General features: G+C 53.0%; 16 protein-coding genes. 9 read left to right on the top strand and 7 right to left on the bottom strand.

The window, feature by feature from the left end; genetic code table 11:
• The first annotated feature begins 11 nt into the window (after window positions 1-11).
• The 5 genes from ACESQ2_RS21685 (at window position 12) to rmf (ending at window position 5,815) form a co-directional block, all read left to right on the top strand.
• Window positions 12-1,919: an ABC transporter ATP-binding protein gene (locus tag ACESQ2_RS21685; RefSeq protein WP_004849507.1), complete on the top strand. Its 1,908-nt coding sequence runs from the start codon at window positions 12-14 to the stop codon at window positions 1,917-1,919.
• A gap of 14 nt (window positions 1,920-1,933) precedes the next feature.
• Window positions 1,934-3,202 (top strand): membrane integrity-associated transporter subunit PqiA, encoded by a 1,269-nt coding sequence (pqiA, locus tag ACESQ2_RS21680; RefSeq protein ID WP_014228659.1) that lies wholly within the window; start codon window positions 1,934-1,936, stop codon window positions 3,200-3,202.
• Window positions 3,192-4,829: an intermembrane transport protein PqiB gene (pqiB, locus tag ACESQ2_RS21675; protein ID WP_046878168.1), complete on the top strand. Its 1,638-nt coding sequence runs from the start codon at window positions 3,192-3,194 to the stop codon at window positions 4,827-4,829. The genes pqiA and pqiB overlap by 11 nt, the downstream gene beginning before the upstream one ends.
• A complete protein-coding gene (gene pqiC, locus ACESQ2_RS21670) occupies window positions 4,829-5,392 on the top strand; it encodes a membrane integrity-associated transporter subunit PqiC (RefSeq protein ID WP_004849513.1) in 564 nt (187 codons plus the stop codon). The genes pqiB and pqiC overlap by 1 nt, the downstream gene beginning before the upstream one ends.
• A 255-nt stretch (window positions 5,393-5,647) precedes the next feature.
• On the top strand, window positions 5,648-5,815 hold the full coding sequence (gene rmf, locus ACESQ2_RS21665) for a ribosome modulation factor (RefSeq protein WP_004100764.1): 168 nt from the start codon (window positions 5,648-5,650) through the stop codon (window positions 5,813-5,815).
• A gap of 64 nt (window positions 5,816-5,879) precedes the next feature.
• On the opposite strand, the gene fabA is transcribed toward rmf, so the two are convergent.
• Together fabA and ACESQ2_RS21655 are read right to left on the bottom strand one after the other, a co-directional pair.
• Window positions 5,880-6,398: a bifunctional 3-hydroxydecanoyl-ACP dehydratase/trans-2-decenoyl-ACP isomerase gene (fabA, locus tag ACESQ2_RS21660; protein WP_004849514.1), complete on the bottom strand. Its 519-nt coding sequence runs from the start codon at window positions 6,396-6,398 to the stop codon at window positions 5,880-5,882.
• Between the two features lie 69 nt (window positions 6,399-6,467).
• Window positions 6,468-8,225 carry a Lon protease family protein gene (locus tag ACESQ2_RS21655; RefSeq protein ID WP_049082164.1) on the bottom strand — a complete coding sequence of 586 codons (1,758 nt, stop codon included), beginning with the start codon at window positions 8,223-8,225 and terminating at the stop codon, window positions 6,468-6,470.
• A 184-nt stretch (window positions 8,226-8,409) separates the two neighbouring features.
• Here ACESQ2_RS21655 and matP point away from each other — a divergent pair, with 184 nt between their 5' ends.
• The gene (gene matP / locus ACESQ2_RS21650) at window positions 8,410-8,862 is read left to right on the top strand and encodes a macrodomain Ter protein MatP (protein WP_014228663.1); all 453 of its coding nucleotides are present in this window, start codon (window positions 8,410-8,412) and stop codon (window positions 8,860-8,862) included.
• A 102-nt stretch (window positions 8,863-8,964) separates the two neighbouring features.
• On the opposite strand, the gene ompA is transcribed toward matP, so the two are convergent.
• Both ompA and sulA read right to left on the bottom strand, forming a co-directional pair.
• Window positions 8,965-10,035 carry a porin OmpA gene (gene ompA / locus ACESQ2_RS21645; protein ID WP_004849520.1) on the bottom strand — a complete coding sequence of 357 codons (1,071 nt, stop codon included), beginning with the start codon at window positions 10,033-10,035 and terminating at the stop codon, window positions 8,965-8,967.
• A 353-nt stretch (window positions 10,036-10,388) separates the two neighbouring features.
• Window positions 10,389-10,898 (bottom strand): SOS-induced cell division inhibitor SulA, encoded by a 510-nt coding sequence (sulA, locus tag ACESQ2_RS21640; protein WP_032720963.1) that lies wholly within the window; start codon window positions 10,896-10,898, stop codon window positions 10,389-10,391.
• Between the two features lie 462 nt (window positions 10,899-11,360).
• On the opposite strand from sulA, the gene ACESQ2_RS21635 reads away from it, so the two are divergent.
• Complete coding sequence (locus tag ACESQ2_RS21635; RefSeq protein WP_046878167.1) at window positions 11,361-11,984, top strand: TfoX/Sxy family DNA transformation protein; 624 nt, start codon at window positions 11,361-11,363, stop codon at window positions 11,982-11,984.
• On the opposite strand, the gene yccS is transcribed toward ACESQ2_RS21635, so the two are convergent.
• Together yccS and ACESQ2_RS21625 are read right to left on the bottom strand one after the other, a co-directional pair.
• A complete protein-coding gene (gene yccS, locus ACESQ2_RS21630) occupies window positions 11,972-14,107 on the bottom strand; it encodes a YccS family putative transporter (protein ID WP_046878166.1) in 2,136 nt (711 codons plus the stop codon). The two genes, ACESQ2_RS21635 and yccS, sit on opposite strands and share 13 nt — an antisense overlap.
• Window positions 14,108-14,124: 17 nt before the next feature.
• On the bottom strand, window positions 14,125-14,571 hold the full coding sequence (locus ACESQ2_RS21625) for a YccF domain-containing protein (RefSeq protein ID WP_004849527.1): 447 nt from the start codon (window positions 14,569-14,571) through the stop codon (window positions 14,125-14,127).
• A gap of 122 nt (window positions 14,572-14,693) precedes the next feature.
• Here ACESQ2_RS21625 and helD point away from each other — a divergent pair, with 122 nt between their 5' ends.
• Window positions 14,694-16,748 carry a DNA helicase IV gene (helD, locus tag ACESQ2_RS21620; RefSeq protein ID WP_032695058.1) on the top strand — a complete coding sequence of 685 codons (2,055 nt, stop codon included), beginning with the start codon at window positions 14,694-14,696 and terminating at the stop codon, window positions 16,746-16,748.
• Window positions 16,749-16,776: 28 nt separating this feature from the next.
• Here helD and mgsA read toward each other — a convergent pair whose 3' ends face one another.
• Complete coding sequence (gene mgsA, locus ACESQ2_RS21615) at window positions 16,777-17,235, bottom strand: methylglyoxal synthase (RefSeq protein ID WP_014228668.1); 459 nt, start codon at window positions 17,233-17,235, stop codon at window positions 16,777-16,779.
• A gap of 154 nt (window positions 17,236-17,389) precedes the next feature.
• Between mgsA and ACESQ2_RS21610 the strand changes: the two genes are divergently transcribed.
• Window positions 17,390-17,803, top strand: a complete 414-nt coding sequence (locus tag ACESQ2_RS21610; protein WP_014228669.1) for a CoA-binding protein — start codon at window positions 17,390-17,392, stop codon at window positions 17,801-17,803.
• Window positions 17,804-17,897: the final 94 nt, after the last annotated feature.

The raw sequence follows: 17,897 nt of genomic DNA, 5'->3' as shown, positions 1-17,897 counted from the left end.
AGGAATAAAGAATGTCTTTAATTAGTATGCACGGCGCCTGGCTCTCTTTCAGCGATGCGCCGCTGCTGGATAATGCTGAACTGCATATCGAAGATAACGAACGCGTCTGCCTGGTAGGGCGCAACGGTGCGGGTAAATCGACCCTGATGAAGATCCTCAATCGTGAACAGGGTCTTGATGACGGGCGCATTATCTATGAACTGGATCTGGTTGTGGCGCGTCTACAGCAGGATCCGCCGCGTAATGTTACCGGAACCGTCTATGACTTTGTGGCGGAAGGTATTGCTGAACAAGCGGCATACCTCAAGGGTTATCACGATGTTTCGCAGCTGGTGATGACCGACCCGAGCGACAAGAATCTGAACGAACTGGCGCGCCTTCAGGAACAACTGGATAATTTAGGGCTGTGGCAGCTCGATAGCCGCATTAATGAAGTGCTGGAACAGCTGAATCTGGATCCTAACGCCGAGCTTTCCTCGCTGTCCGGCGGCTGGCTGCGTAAAGCGGCCCTCGGCCGCGCGCTGGTCAGCGGGCCGCGCGTGCTGCTGCTCGATGAACCGACCAACCACCTCGATATTGAAACTATCGACTGGCTGGAAGGTTTCCTGAAGATGTTCAAAGGCACCATTATTTTTATTTCGCACGACCGTTCCTTTATTCGCAACATGGCGACGCGAATTGTCGATCTCGATCGCGGTAAGCTGGTGACCTATCCGGGGAACTACGATCAATATCTGCTGGATAAAGAAGAAGCGCTGCGCGTGGAAGAGTTACAGAACGCGGAGTTCGATCGCAAGCTGGCGCAGGAAGAAGTGTGGATCCGTCAGGGGATCAAAGCGCGTCGCACCCGTAACGAAGGGCGCGTGCGGGCGTTGAAAGCCATGCGCCGCGAGCGCGGTGAGCGCCGTGAAGTGATGGGCAGCGCGAAGATGCAGGTGGAAGAGGCCGCGCGTTCGGGCAAGATTGTGTTCGAAATGGAGAACGTCAACTACCAGGTTGATGGCAAGGTGCTGGTTAAAGACTTCACCGCCCAAATCCAGCGCGGCGACAAAATTGCGCTGATTGGCCCGAACGGCTGCGGCAAAACTACGCTGCTGAAGCTGATGCTCGGTCAGCTGCAGGCGGATAGCGGACGTATTCATGTGGGTACCAAGCTGGAAGTGGCTTACTTCGACCAGCACCGCGCGGAACTTGATCCGGATAAAACGGTGATGGACAACCTCGCGGAAGGTAAACAGGAAGTGATGGTGAACGGCAAGCCGCGCCACGTCCTGGGCTATCTGCAGGACTTTATGTTCCATCCGAAACGCGCGATGACGCCGGTGCGGGCACTGTCGGGCGGGGAGCGTAACCGCCTGCTGCTGGCGCGCCTGTTCCTCAAGCCCAGCAACCTGTTGATACTCGATGAACCGACAAACGATCTGGATGTCGAAACCCTGGAGCTGCTGGAAGAGCTTGTCGACGGTTATCAGGGAACCGTGATGCTGGTTAGCCACGACCGTCAGTTTGTGGATAACACGGTAACGGAGTGTTGGATCTTCGAAGGCGCGGGGCAAATTGGCCAATACGTGGGCGGCTATCATGACGCACGCGGTCAGCAGGCGCAGTATCTGGCGAAAAAACAGCCGGTTTCTAAAAAGACAGTTGAAGTTGCTCAACCGAAAGCAGAAAGTGTCAAACGCGCTGCCAGCAAACTAAGCTATAACCTGCAGCGCGAGCTGGAACAGCTGCCGCAAAAACTGGAAGAACTGGAAGCCCAGCTGCAGAATTTGCAGGAGCAGGTTGCCGACCCTTCTTTCTTTGGTCAGTCGCATGACCATACGCAGCAGGTGCTCGCACAGCTGAGTGAAGCGGAGCAGGCGCTGGAAACCGCCTTCGAACGCTGGGAATATCTCGAAGGTTTAAAAAACGGCGCATAAGCTGAGGAGTTTTCATGTGCGATCATCATCATGCTGCGCGGCATATCCTGTGTCGACAATGTGATCTGCTGGTGGCTTTGCCGCAGCTGGAGCATCGCCAGAAAGCTACGTGTCCGCGTTGCGGAACGACATTGACAACGTCATGGGACGCGCCCCGGCAGCGTCCCACAGCCTACGCGCTGGTCGCGTTGTTCATGCTGCTGCTGGCCAATCTGTTCCCCTTCATCTATATGAAGGTTGGAGGGATCAGCAGCGAAATCGAGCTGCTGGAAATTCCGAACGTGCTGTTTAGCGAGGATTACGCCAGCCTCGGTACCTTCTTTTTACTTTTCGTCCAGCTGGTGCCGGCTTTCTGCCTGGTCACCATACTGCTGCTGGTCAATCGGGTGAGCATGCCTTCCGGGCTAAAGGCGTTTCTGGCGCGGATCCTGTTTCACCTTAAAACCTGGGGGATGGCGGAAATCTTTCTCGCCGGGGTGCTGGTCAGTTTCGTTAAGCTGATGGCCTACGGCGATATCGGCATCGGCCTGAGCTTCGTTCCCTGGTGTATGTTCTGCCTGTTACAGCTGAGGACGTTCCAGTGCGTGGATCGCCGCTGGTTATGGGATGATATTGCACCAATGCCGGCGATTACACAGCCGCTGAAAGTCGGCGTCTCCGGCCTGCGTCAGGGGCTACGCTCGTGCTCATGCTGCACGGCGGTTTTGCCCGTCGATGAGGCCGTTTGTCCGCGCTGTCGGACAAGGGGAACCGCCCGGCGTAAAAACAGCCTGCAGTGGACGCTTGCGCTGTTGGTGACTTCGCTGATCCTCTATATGCCCGCCAATATTCTGCCAATCATGATTACCGACCTGCTGGGCGATAAAATGCCTTCCACGATTATGGCGGGGGTGATCCTGCTGTGGAGCGAAGGATCGTATCCGGTGGCGATGGTGATATTTATTGCCAGTATTATGGTGCCGACGTTAAAAATGATCGCCATTGGCTGGCTATGCTGGAACGCCAGCGGCAAGGGAGCGCGCGACTCGGAGCGCATGCATCTGATTTATGAAGTCGTCGAGTTTGTTGGCCGCTGGTCAATGATTGATGTGTTTGTTATCGCAGTCCTCTCCGCTCTGGTTCGCATCGGTGGATTAATGAATATCTATCCGGCGATAGGAGCAGTGATGTTTGCGCTGGTCGTAGTAATGACAATGTTTTCGGCCATGACCTTTGACCCGCGTTTATTGTGGGATCGTGAGCCAGATTCAAGCCATGAGGAAAGACTGCAGCATGGAAAATAAGAGCGGAGAAGCGAAAGTGCAAAAGGTGAAGAACTGGTCACCGGTGTGGATCTTCCCGATAGTCACGGCGCTGATTGGCGCATGGATTCTCTTTTATCACTATAGCCACCAGGGGCCGGAAGTGACCCTGATAACCACTAACGCAGAAGGTATTGAAGGGGGCAAAACCCGGATAAAAAGCCGCAGCGTTGACGTCGGCGTGATTGAAAGCGCGACGCTGACGGACGACCTGACCCACGTGGAGATTAAAGCGCGGCTGAATTCAGGTATGGAAAAACTGCTGCACCAGGATTCGGTTTTTTGGGTGGTTAAACCGCAGGTCGGCCGTGAAGGGATTAGCGGTCTGGGAACGCTGTTATCCGGCGCCTATATCGAACTGCAGCCGGGTAGCAAAGGCTCTGTTCCTGCGCAGTATCCGCTGCTGGATTCACCGCCGCTGGCCTCCCCTGATGCTAAAGGTATTCGCATTCTGCTGGAAAGCAGCAAAGCGGGGCAGCTTTCACCCGGCGATCCGGTGCTTTTCCGCGGCTACCGCGTAGGTTCAGTTGAAACCAGCACCTTCGATGCGCAAAAACGCAATATTACCTATCAGCTGTTTATTAGCGCGCCTAACGATCGGTTGGTGACCAATAACGTGCGCTTCTGGAAAGATAGCGGTATTGCGGTGGATCTGACCGCTGCGGGTATGCGCGTTGAGATGGGATCGCTGTCGACGCTGTTTGGCGGCGGCGTCAGCTTTGATATTCCCGAAGGGCTACCGTTAGGTGAGCCGGTGGCGAATAAAACAGAATATCATCTATTTGACGATCAACGCAGCATCCAGGATTCGGTGTTTACCCAGCATATTGACTACGTGATGTTCTTTAAAGATTCGATTCGTGGTTTGCAGCCCGGCGCGCCGGTTGAGTTCCGCGGTATCCGTCTGGGGACCGTCGGCAAGGTGCCGTTCTTTGTTCCTGGGCTGAAGCAGAACATCAACGACGATTACCGTATCCCGGTAGAAGTGCGAATTGAACCGGAACGTCTGATCAATCAGTTAGGCGCTAATCCTGACATTCGTAAGCATATCGATGATCTAATGAATCTCGGGCTGCGCGGTTCGCTTAAAACCGGAAACCTGGTGACCGGCGCGCTGTATATCGATCTCGACTTCTACCCGAAAGCCCCTCCGCGCGGCAAGATTCAGGAGTTTGGCGGTTATCCGATTATTCCAACCGTGAGCGGTGGCCTGGCGCAGATCCAGCAGCGCCTGATGGACGCGCTGGATAAAATTAACAATCTGCCAATTAACCCGCTGCTGGAGCAGGCAACCAGTACGCTGGCGCAAAGTGAAAAAACGATGCAGCACGTACAGGCGACGCTGGACAGTTTGAACAAGATAACGTCAAGTCAGTCGATGCAGCAGCTACCGGGCGATATGCAAAATACGTTGCGCGAGCTTAATCGTAGTATGCAGGGCTTCCAGCCGGGATCTGCGGCATACAATAAGATGGTTGCGGATATGCAGCGTCTCGATCAGGTTCTTCGTGAACTGCAGCCGGTACTGAAAACGCTCAATGATAAGAGCAATGCGCTGGTATTTGAGGCGAAGGATAAAAAAGATCCGCAGCCGAAGGGAGCGAAATAATGAAGAAATGGCTAATAGCGGCGGCGGTATGCGCGCTGACGGCATGCAGCAGCGGCGGTGAGAGTAAAACTTACTATCAGCTTCCCGTGGCGCAGGGTGGCGCGCAAAGCGCCGCCCACCAAAGCAAAAACTTGCTTTGGGTCGAGCAGGTGAGCATTCCGGATTATCTTGCCGGTAACGGGGTGGTCTATCAGACCACCGATGTTCAGTATGTGATTGCGAATAACAATCTGTGGGCGAGCCCGCTCGATCAGCAGCTGAAAACGACGCTGGTGGCGAACCTTAGCAACCAGCTTCCGGGTTGGGTGGTTGCCTCTCAACCGCTGGGGAGCGAGCAGGATACGCTGAACGTGTCCGTCAGCGGTTTTCACGGCCGTTACGATGGTCGGGTCATCGTTAGCGGCGAGTGGCTGCTGAAGCATCAGGGGCAGCTGATTAAGCGGCCGTTCCATATTGAGCTTAAGCAACAAGAGGATGGCTACGACGCGATGGTGAAAACGCTCGCGCAGGCCTGGACCCAGGAAGCGACGGCGATTGCCAGCGAGATTAACCGCTTGCCATAAGTAAAATTAATAAGAATAAAAGCCGCTGCGACAGTGAAAATCGCAGCGGCTTTTTTATTTGTCTCATCAGTTTGTTACTTGTGCTGGTTCACAGTTTTTGTACAAACGAAGTTTCATGTAGCTCACAAATATGACAATGGCGTGAATTTTGCGCATTGACGCTATCCCCGATTCGCGGTATTCGTTAACCGTGGTTGCGTATTTAGTGACCATTGTTTTCTTTTCCACCAGATCAAAGTATGAGGGAAACGAGGCATGAAGAGACAAAAACGAGATCGCCTGGAGCGGGCACATCAGCGTGGGTACCAGGCCGGTATTACCGGAAGGTCTAAGGAAATGTGTCCTTACCAGACCTTAAACCAAAGGTCTTATTGGCTAGGAGGCTGGCGAGAGGCCATGGAGGACAGGGTACAAATTGCCTGACTGTCTCTTTAAAAAGAAGCCTCCGCTGCGCGGGGGCTTCGCCTTTTCTAACGCTTGATGTTTATCAGAACGCGGAAGTGTCCTGGAACAGGCCCACTTTCAGATCGGTTGCGGTGTAAATCAAACGACCGTCAACCAGCACTTCTCCATCCGCCAGCCCCATAATCAAACGACGGTTTATCACGCGTTTGAAATGAATACGGTAGGTCACTTTCTTCGCCGTTGGCAGTATCTGACCGGTGAGCTTCACTTCGCCCACGCCTAATGCACGTCCTTTACCTTCGCCGCCTAACCAGCCCAGGTAGAAGCCAACCAGCTGCCACATGGCATCCAGGCCCAGACAGCCCGGCATCACCGGGTCACCAATGAAATGGCAACCGAAGAACCACAGGTCCGGGTTAATATCGAGTTCTGCCTCAACATAACCTTTGTCATAGTTACCACCGGTTTCGGTCATTTTGATGACGCGGTCCATCATCAGCATACTTGGCGCCGGCAGCTGTGGGCCTTTGGCGCCAAAGAGTTCACCACGACCAGAGGCAAGAAGGTCTTCTTTTGTATAGGATTCGCGTTTATCTACCATGTTTTCAGTAAGCCTTATTTTGAGTTCGGGACGCAGGATAGCTAACACGTGTACGCTGAACAAGTCCGATCAGTTCGAACCTGAACCGCCTAACCAGCGTAGCGGCCACGGAAAGCGATGACGACTCTCTTGCTGTGTCGCCTGCGCAATTCGTTCCTGAATGGTTTGCCGTAACGTTTGTCCTTCGCCGTCCCAGAGTAGCTGGGTCAGAATGGGCAGCGCTTCCGTCACGTCATCGACTGCCCAGATAAAGAACTGCTCATCCGCAACGGCCTGTTGCAGTTCCTGCGCCAGGCTCAGGTGACGAACGTTGGCGGAGGGAATGATGACTCCCTGTTTACCGGTCAGCCCACGCTGCTGGCAAATAGCAAAGAAGCCCTCAATTTTCTCGTTAAGCCCGCCAACCGGCTGTACGCGACCAAACTGATCGACAGAACCGGTAATGGCGATGCTCTGATTAATCGGCACATTGGCCAGCGAGCTGATCAGCGCGCACAGCTCGGCCATGGAGGCGCTATCGCCATCCACTTCGCTGTAGGACTGCTCGAAGGTCAGAGAGGCGGTGAAGGGGAGCTGTTGTTCGAGCTCCAGCTCGGACATCAGAAACGCCTGCATGATCATCATGCCTTTTGCATGAATGTTGCCACCGAGCTCGGCCTTACGCTCAACGTCAATAAATTCGCCGTCGCCGATATGTACGACGCAGCTAATACGTGAAGGCTCGCCAAACGCACGCGGATGGCCCGGAAACTCAATGACGGAGAGTGCGTTGATTTGTCCGACGCATTCGCCTTCGGTCTCGATCAGGATTTGCTCCTGCAGTATTTCATCCTGGATGCGTTCAGCAAGGTAGCCTTCGCGCCACAAACGACGCTCCAGCATGGTTTGCATCTCTTCAGCGCTAATCTCTTCACCTTCACAGAACGCGGCGGCTTCGCGAAGCTGGCGAGCAATCCAGAGCACGCACAGCGGCAAGGTTTCCTGGTCGCCTGTATAACGCGCACCTTCCTGGATCAGCAGCGGCCAGGCGTTAGCTGACAGCCCCGGGAGTTCGAGCAGTTGAGCATTTTGCCAGACCCACTGGCACCACTGCTTCAGCGTATCGGCATCAGCGATTTGCAGATTATCTTCATATTCGCTGTAGATAGCCTGCGCAGAAAGCTCGGGTTCCATCTCCTGAAAATCAGCAAGAGATTCCCGCTCGCCGACCAGGATAACTTTCAAACTCAGGGGCATAGAGGGAATGCTGACCGGAAGAGGGCGAGACTCATCGAATGATAACCAGTCAAAACGCTGGCGGGTTACCATATTTTTCAGCCGCATCCACAGCAGGGGCTGTGCCAGTAATGCACGGAGGGAGAGAATTAATACCCCGCCGTTAGCGCGATGGACCAGACCGGGTTGTAACGTGATTTCACCATTAAACTGGCGCACGCAGCCAAAAAGCTGCTCTGCTTCGATCCAGTCCGCGGCTTCAACCGGCGCAACGCTGGCAAAATTATCTTCAGCCGTTTGCGCCGGGGAGAGCGAGATTTTTCCGCCATCAACCTGATAGCGAACGCCACAGAGCGTTTGTGCCGGTTGGTGTAAAGTACGGGTTTCGTTAGCCAGCCACTGCAGGTACTCCGGCTCTTCCGGAATTTTAACCAGCATAAACGGCGAAATGGCTGGAGTGACCAGGAGCTGCTCCAGGCCATAGAAGAGTCGGGGTTGCAGTTCGCCTGAGAGCGATGCCTCTGCGTGAGCTAAGTCGGCTTGTGCAAACAGCGCCTGATAACTTTCCGTATCAGGAGCGAGGTCGTTTCGGGTAAGTTTCGTAATGGTCAAAGTCGCTGTTTTTTAGTCAGATGTAAAACGCGCGATTATACATTATGCGGCGTCCGAGCACACGAGGGATTGCGATGTCGCGGTGATTACGAATCTACCAACATCACGAAAGATCATTTATTCTCAGCACATCAGGAAAAAACTGATATCCTGAAATGAGTTACACGGTCACATTGAGATCGCAATGAAATATCAACAACTGGAAAATCTTGAAAGCGGCTGGAAATGGACTTATCTGGTAAAAAAGCACCGGGAAGGTGAGCTTATTACCCGCTACATTGAAGCCAGCGCTGCGCAAGCCGCCGTCGATTTATTACTGACGCTCGAAAATGAACCCGTGCTGGTGAATACCTGGATTGAGCAGCATATCAATCCGGCGCTGGTGAACCGCATGAAGCAGACTATCCGCGCCCGACGTAAGCGTCATTTTAACGCGGAGCATCAGCATACGCGTAAAAAGTCTATCGACCTGGAGTTCATGGTCTGGCAGCGTCTGGCAGGTCTGGCGCAAAGACGGGGTAAAACGCTTTCTGAAACCATTGTGCAGTTGATTGAGGATGCTGAGCATAAAGAGAAGTATGCCAGCAAGATGTCCAGCCTGAAGCATGATTTGCAGGTACTGTTAGGTAAAGAGTAGCGATGCAAGCATCGGGATATATCGGTGCGCTGCTGCTTTTTGATAGCGGAATTTAAGGTAAAAAAAACCCCGCATCGCGGGGTTTTTTATTAACGAGATAACTTAAGCCTGCGGCTGAGTTACAACGTCTTTGTAGCCTTTAACTTCGATTTCTACGCGACGGTCCGGCGCCAGGCAGTCGATCAGAGCTGCGCGAGCTTTCACGTTGTCACAGGTGTTGCCAGTAACCGGGTTGGATTCGCCCATACCGCGAGCAGAGATTTTGCTAGCCGGGATACCTTTGGATACCAGGTAATCAACAACGGACTGAGCACGTTTCTCAGACAGCTGCTGGTTGTAGGCATCAGAACCGATACGGTCGGTGTAGCCCAGAACAACTGCGGAACCGTCTTTCGGATCCATGTTGCTCAGCTGGGTGTACAGCTGATCCAGAGCCTGCTGGCCTTCTGGTTTCAGAGTAGATTTGTTGAAGTTGAACAGAACGTCAGACTTCAGGGTGAAGTGCTTGGTAGTCACTTCTGGAGCCGGAGCCGGCGCCGGAGCTACAACCGGAGCAACGTCGTCCTGACCGAAGCGGTAGGATACGCCCAGGCTCAGCATGCCGTTATCAGGACGGGTACCAACGGTGCCAGCGTCGCCGATGTTGTTAACCCACTGGTATTCCAGACGGGTTGCGATGTCACGAGTAACAGCCCACTCTAAGCCGCCCGCGAATACCGGGGAGACGCCAGTGTCGTGTTCGCTACGGGAAACGCCAGTAGAAGCGTAGTTACCTTTGGAGTCAGCGCGCCAAACCATACCACCCAGACGGGTATAGATATCCAGATCGTCAGTGATCGGGTAACCCAGTTTAGCAGTCAGCTGAACGCCCTGAGCTTTGAAAGCGCCGTTGTCAACGCTGCCTTTGTAAGCCATACGGCCCAGCCAGTCGTAACCCATTTCAAAACCGAGGTACGGGTTAACCTGGTAACCACCAAACGCACCAGCACCCAGCTGATCGTTACGGGTCGGGCCGTTGTTGCCCTGGAAACCGTTACCGTAGAAACCGGTGTCGTGATACTGGGACCAGCCCAGTTTAGCACCTGCGTACCAGGTGTTATCTTTCGGAGCGGCCTGCGCTACGGTAGCGAAGCCAGCCAGTGCCACTGCAATCGCGATAGCTGTCTTTTTCATTTTTTGCGCCTCATTATCATCCAAAATTCGCCATGAAGGTTCAGAAGACCTCACGGTTAAATCCTTCACCCGGGGCGTGACTTGTTGTTAACTATGCTGATACATGCAGCGTAAGCCGATCACCCCTGGCGATGTAAAGTCTACAACTTAGTTCGAAACTTACAAGTGTGAACTCCGTCAGGCATATGAAAAAAAAGGGTTGTGTACGCTATGTTTAACAAATACGGTTGAACTTAATCGAGGCAAAAAAAGTCGCGAAGCCGCATCAGACAAGCATTTTAACAAAAATGCCGTTCCAGAAAGCCCATCTCACGCCAGGGCAAAAAAAATTCCAGGATTAATCCTAAACTCGGTTAATGATACAGGTTTGAGTGAATTTTTAGCCCAGAAAGTTGTCTGCCTGGCTGAGCGGTATTTCTTACCGGACGCATGATAAAGCCCATCGCGTGACCCTCTTCTGCAGCGGCAACCAGGCGTTCATGTTCCTCAATGCTCAGTTCTTCTGATAGCCAGCCAATAACGACGCTATAATTTCCCGTGCGCAGTGAGCGAACCATGGATTCCAGGGTGTTAGCGGGGGAGAGCTGGCTGATCTGCATCACCTTCGACAGCGGCAAACCGGACGACTGCACCCATTCGCGACTCAGCTTCTGTTGTGGCGTCAGCCAGAGCTGCCAGCGCGATTGCTGGCCAAGCTGTTGTAATAAAGGAAGCAATAGCAGCTGCGTCATCATGGGCTGGTCTTCTCGATAGACTATTTCACTGATCAGCCCATTAGCTGGCTGTTCGGCAGCGTCATGAGAGCGACGACGTACTGAAGTAGAAGTCAGTGGTGAACGATTTGCGTGAGCTGATGTAAACATAGTCTATCCCGCCTGTGGGTTACTGTATGCATATACAGTATATGCGGCCGGGTGAAAGATCAACCCTATTTTCTCTGTTGCTGGATGAAATTTGTACGTCGCCGGGAGTGAACCCGAACCGGTCGCATCGGATGTCCGCGCGTACACAATGTGAATTCATGGTTGTCGCGCTTTCTTGCTGGCTAAATTCTTCTCATAAATGATGGCATTAACGGTCTATGAGCGAACAGGGATGCCCTGCTCTCTGTACGCTACTGTGATGAATATTAATTAAGCATTTTATCTTTCCCGCGTTTAACTTCATCAAATGACTATTTTCTGAAAGCGGCTCGCAAAAAAACACGCTGATTAAAATGAACAGATAATTCATGTTGCCGCATGAAGAGAAGTCACTTATTTTCTCTTTTAACGGATCCGTTAGCACATTTATGTCTTATTTACATGATTAACAAAGGAATAATCATGAAGAAACTTATATGTCTTAGGATCCATCAGTTTCGGGCATGTTTGTCTCCATTAGGAAAAATAAGCTGTCGGCCCTTATTTGGTGGCTATAGCCTGGCGATAGATAATACCGTGTTTGCCATGATGGCTGAGGGAGAGATCTATCTTCGGGTTTGCGAGCAGAGCGCGGAGTACCGCGTGGCGCATAAAAACCCGCTGTTGAAGATGCAGAAGAATGGTCGTCTGGTCGCGCTGAAGTATTATCATATTGATGAGGAACTTTGGCGGGATAGCAAAATGCTTTTTCATTTATCGGCGCTGTCATTACAGAGCGCGCGTCATGAAAAACATCGGCAGCGACATTCCGGAAGATTAAAAAATTTGCCAAATATCAGTTTTCATATGGAACTACAGCTGATTAATTCAGGCATTACGGATGAATTGATGCTGCGTAAGATTGGGGCCAAAGAAGCCTGGTTGAGGTTACGAAAAATAAATAAAGCGCTAACGGTGAATATTCTTTATTCCTTACAGGGGGCTATTGAAGGCGTCCACGCGGCCACGCTCCCGACGCAGCAGCGTCAGGAGCTTGAGAAGTGGGCAACGGAACAGATGCGGGAGAGTGAGAGCTATTCAGGTTGAATCTCAACCTGTCGCTGTAGCCGGCAAATCTCTGGCAGCAGCGCCAGTAGCAGCCCGATTTGTTGAAGCACTAACGGCTCTTTGCTATCGGCACGAGGTTCAAGATGCTGTATCCGGGTTTGCAGGCTTGTTAGAGCTTGCTGTACCCGCTGTTCATCGGCCGGTGAGTGGTGCAGCGCGTCATCAACATAACAAACGGCATCGTCCAGCAGCGCCAGGATATCTGGCGTTGTCAGCTTTTCCCTGTGTGCGCCCAGGGCGGAGATATAGCTGGTAAAAGTGTGGTTCAGGCATAACAACCGAAAAGCGGTTTCCCGCATTTGCGAGCCCGCTCTGGGTTCCGTTGATAAGTTTGATACAACGGATGCCAGCTCACCGTCCCTGCTGTGCGCCGCTCTTCGCGCAATACGATAGGCAAGACGGTTGTCGCGCCCCTGATGATATTGCTCGAGTATGGCGTCTAAATATCGGCAGTTGGCATTGATTGCTTGTTCAAGTACTCGGGGCAGGTTGCGGAATTTCCAGTCTGGCCAAATAAAGCTGACTGCGGCCCAGGCGATAGCGCAGCCGATCAGCGTATCAAATATACGCGGTAGGGCGACTTCAAAACCTTCCCCCAGGAGGTTAAAGCACAGCAAAACCAGAAGGGTAATGAACATGGTCGCATGGGCGTACTGTACATTACGGAACGCGAAGAACAGCACGCCGGTCAGGACAATTAAAAGCAGCTGGCCTTCGACGGAAGGGACGAGAAGCAGCACCGGCAGGCCTATCGCTACGCCGATGAGCGTACCGATTATCCTTAACGCCAGCCGGTGACGAGTGGCGTTATAGTTTGGCTGGCATACGAACAGGCTGGTCAGCAATATCCAGTAACCGTGGTTCAGTCCGGTTAACTGGATAAATGCATAACCTGCGCACAGGACTAATGACATTCGAACCGCATGGCGAAACAGAGCTGACTCTGGGGTCATATTACTGCGCAGGCGCAGCCAGATATCGCTGAAACTGCCAGGTTGGTCGTCGGCTAACAGGTTTTCCGTGTTGTGACTGGACTGTACAGTCGTCTGGACGGATTCAATTGTCGCCAGCTGGGCGTCAATGGCGCGTAAGTTATTAAGCAAAAATCCCAACGCCTTAATCTGTTCTGCCGGCGCGCCGCTGGCTTTTACGCGATCGAGCGCGGCGTCAAGATGCATAAAAGCGCGCTCAAAGTGAGTGTCATGAAGGTAGGGTTCGCGTAGCAGGATGGCACGAGACAGTTTCTGGCAGGCCTGCGCCTGCATTGACAGCATACGCTGGAAGCGGAACATCACGTCACTGTAGCGAAAATGATCGCGCAGCGTTTGGTATTGAATATGCGATGAGCTTGCGCGTTCGTGGATGTCCTGCGCCACGAAGTAATACTGCAAAGTGCGACGCGTTCCGCGCTGCCCGCGATCGCCGCGCAGGCGAGTCAGCAGGGAAACTTTCGTCTGATTCAGCGTGGCCACAAGCTGGCCATTGGCTATCGCCAGGTCATACAGCGGAGCCTGGCTTTCATCTTCAATATCCGGATCGAACAGGCGTGATTTAAGCTCCAGATAGTGAGCTAACTGCTCGTAGCTGCGTGCCAGATTGTCCTGAAGAGGACGGATAGGGAAAATCAGATGTCCGGAGAGGGTAAGTAAGTTGTACCACACCGCGCCAGCCAGCAAAAACAGCGGCTGAAGATACCAGTGGCTGTAAAGCGTAACGCCCAGCATGGTATAGATGGCGATTAACAAAGCACCAAAGGCGATGGTGGCATAGCGTTGGCCCAGGCCGCCGAGCAAAATAAAACCGATTGTTGAAACGGTTAATCCCGCCGCAAATAACCACGGCCAGGGAAAAAGGAGTTCCACTGAGGCTGAAGCAATAAAAAAGCACACGAGGGTAATGGCCAGATTACGCAGACGTCCTGTCAGGCGGTCATCAAGGTCGGTCAGCGCCGCTGCCACCACCCCGAGTGTTAGAGGAATCGTGAGTTTTACTTCGCCAAGCCACCAGGGAAATGCGGTCGTGCCGCAGAGTGCGATAAATATCCTGATGTTATATAACCAGGCACTGTTCCATGTATAGCGGCGTAGCAGGGGGGTGAGCATTTCTCTATTCCATTCAATTACTGAAAGCGGCGACGCGCATTGGCTTCACGCGCGGCGCGAGCGGTCTCGACGGAGACGACTCGTCGGCCTACTGGCCATAAAGCAATAGCGGCGATTTTAAAATTGGCGATACCAACCGGGATGCCAATGATAGTCAGGCATTGGGCGATACCACAAAAGATATGCATCAGGCACAGCCACCAGCCAAAGAAAATAAACCATAAAATATTCAATAGTGTCCCACCCGCGTTTAGCAGGCTATTCTTTCCCTGAGGATCGAGTTCGTCGACATGAACGGCCTCATTCCCATAGGGAAAAAGAGAGAGTTTTGTTATCTCCCAGCAGGAGCGGGTGAGAGGCAGGGTAAAGATCAGCACAATGCTGACCAGCGTCGCCAGAAGCCAGCCGAGCGTGGTGGCGAATCCGCCAAGGATAAAGTTTAAAATATTCAGAACGGTACGCATAAACCCTCTGCTTAATACGGTGGATAATAAGGCACTGCCATTGTAGCGTTTTTTACGCTGGAGCACCCGGTCGCTGGCGGTTAAACTTAAAAACATCCAACCTGATTGAAATTCGACATTATATGGAACTTAGAGCGACAACATTGGGCAAGCGTATGGCTCAGCATCCTTATGACAGGGTGCAACTTCTTAATGCCGGAGTAAAGGTTTCCGGTGATAGCCATGAATATCTTATACCTTTCAATCAGTTATTATCAATTCATTGCAAGCGTGGGCTGGTTTGGGGGGAGCTGGAGTTTACCCTACCGGGCGAGAAAGTTGTGCGTTTGCACGGTACCGAATGGAGTGAAACCCAGCGTTTTTACCATCATCTGAACACGCTCTGGCAGCAGTGGAGCGCGGAAATGAGCGATATTGCCGCTGATGTACTTCGCCAGCAGCTGGCGGAAGTGGCGCGTTCCAGCGCGGAAGGTAAATGGTTGACGCGTCAGCAGGTAAGCGATATTCAGCGCAAAATACGCCATGCGCTGAGCGGATTACCAGTGCCGACAGTCCGTCTTGATGCTTTTGATAACTGCCGCGAGCTATGGCGGCAATGCCAGAGTTGGTTGAGTAATACGGAAAAAGCCAGGCTCGAGCATAACCAAACTTTTACGGAATCCATGCTGGAGCAATACCGCGGATTTTTTGCCGCAGTGGAATCATCGCCGTTGAATCCGGCTCAGGCACGCGCAGTCGTAAACGGCGAGCGTTCGTTATTAGTTCTGGCGGGTGCCGGAAGCGGTAAAACTTCCGTGTTAGTGGCGCGCGCAGGCTGGTTATTGACCCGTGGCGAGGCGGCGGCTGAGCAAATTCTGCTACTGGCGTTTGGTCGGCAAGCCGCGCAGGAGATGGATGAGCGCATCCGCGAGCGCCTGGGCACTGAAGAGATCTCTGCGCGTACTTTTCACTCCCTTGCCCTGCACATTATCCAGCAGGGCAGTAAAAAAGCCCCGACGATCAGCAAGCTGGAGAGCGACAGCGCTGCACGGCAAAAACTTTTAGTACAGAGCTGGCAGCAGCAGTGCCAGGAGAAAAAAGCGCAGGCGAAAGGCTGGCGATTGTGGCTGGAGGAGGAAATGGGGTGGCAGATCCCTGAAGGGGATTTCTGGCAGGACAAAAAGCTGCAACGTCGTGTTGCCAGCCGCCTTGACCGCTGGGTTAGCTTGATGCGTATGCATGGCGGCTCGCAGGCTGAGATGATTGCCGGGGCCCCTGAAGAGGTACGCGACCTTTTTGGCAAGCGCGTTAAGCTGATGGCCCCTCTGCTAAAAGCGTGGAAAACGGCGTTAAAAGATGAAAACGCCGTCGATTTCTCCGGCCTGATTCATCAGGCGATCAATATTCTGGATAAAGGGCGGTTCGTCAGCCCGTGGAAGCATATTCTGGTGGATGAGTTTCAGGATATCTCCCCGCAGCGGGCATCCCTACTCGCCGCGTTACGTCGGCAAAACACGCAGACGACGCTGTTTGCCGTTGGCGATGACTGGCAGGCCATCTACCGTTTCAGCGGTGCTCAGCTCTCTTTAACAACGGCCTTTAATCACTATTTTGGCGAAGGGGATTGCTGTGCGCTGGATACGACGTACCGATTTAATAGCCGGATAGGCGAGATAGCCAACGGGTTTATCCAGCAAAATCCGCACCAGTTAACGAAACCACTAAACAGCCTGGTCGCAGGGGACAAAAAAGCGGTGACGTTATTGGCGGAGGACAAACTCGACGATCTGCTTGATAAAATGAGCGGCTATGTCAAACGAGAGCAGCGGATTTTATTGCTAGCGCGCTATCATCATTTGAAGCCGGCGGCGCTGGAGAAAGCCGCCACGCGCTGGCCGCATCTGCAGCTCGATTTTATGACTATTCATGCCAGCAAAGGACAACAAGCTGATTACGTCATAATTCTTGGCCTTCAGGAGGGGGATGATGCGTTTCCTGCACCGGCGCGTGAGTCGATTATGGAGCAGGCGCTCTTACCGCAGCCGGAGGATTTTCCCGATGCCGAAGAGAGGCGTTTGCTGTATGTCGCCATCACCCGCGCCCGCCTGCGCGTATGGCTGTTGTTTAATAAAGAGCAACCTTCGCCGTTTGTTGAAATGCTAGAGGCGCTGGATGTGCCGGTAGCAAGAAAGCCATGATGGCTGGCGGCGTGGCCGCCAGCGGGGCTTATTTCAGACGCTCTGCAAGGTAGCGCTGATAATCAGGGATCAGGATATCAACGGGGTCGCTGAAGTGCGGGGACTGGATAATAAAGTCGGCGGTTGAGACATTGGTGGCGACGGGAATATTCCATACCGTCGCCAAACGTAATAACGCTTTAACATCCGGGTCGTGTGGCACGGCATTTAGCGGATCCCAGAAAAAAATCAATACATCGATTTTACCTTCTGAAATCAGCGCACCCACCTGCTGGTCGCCGCCCATGGGACCACTCAGCATCGCATGCACCTCCAGCCCGGTTGCGCGTGACACCAGATTTCCGGTCGTTCCTGTCGCCGAGAGCGTGTGTTGCGCCAGCAATGGCTGGTGGCGCTCGACCCACTTCATCAGCATATCTTTACAGTGATCGTGAGCAACCAGCGCAATATGCTTGCGTGCTGGCAAGGTACGTGTTGTTAGTTCCATCATTTCATTCCACATTTTGGCCTGTAGACAGATTACTGGAAGTGACTGTTGCTGCAAGCGTCGGGATGAAAAAATTTGACGCATCTGCAGGTCAGGACTCATGCGGGTTCATCCGGATTAGCATACACTTGGGCTAAATAGCAGGAGGATGATGATGAAAGAAAACGATATCGCAGGTATTTTGACCTCGACACGGACTATCGCCCTGGTGGGGGCAAGTGACAAACCTGACCGCCCAAGCTATCGGGTGATGAAGTATCTTCTGGAGCAGGGATATCACGTCATTCCCGTTTCCCCTAAGGTTGCGGGTACCACGCTGCTGGGGCAAAAAGGGTATGCCACGCTTGCTGACGTGCCGGAAAAAGTGGATATGGTCGATGTTTTCCGTAACTCAGAAGCGGCCTGGGGCGTCGCCCAGGAGGCAGTGGCTATCGGTGCGAAAACGCTATGGCTACAGCTGGGGGTAATCAATGAACAGGCGGCTGTTCTCGCCCGAGACGCCGGTCTAAACGTGGTGATGGATCGCTGTCCGGCGATAGAGATCCCGCGATTAGGATTAGCCCGTTAAACCTAAAACCCCGCCTGGCGCTGAGGGATCCCCATAAAACAGCGCTAATAAACCAGCACCATACTTCGGTAGGCTCTGGCGAGGTGGTTAAGAA

The sequence above is a fragment of the Klebsiella sp. Q11 genome (genome assembly GCF_964241505.1).
GTDB classification, from domain to species: domain Bacteria; phylum Pseudomonadota; class Gammaproteobacteria; order Enterobacterales; family Enterobacteriaceae; genus Klebsiella; species Klebsiella michiganensis.
Note: the sequence above shows the minus strand (reverse complement) of the source record. Positions and strands in the feature narration are given on the sequence as shown.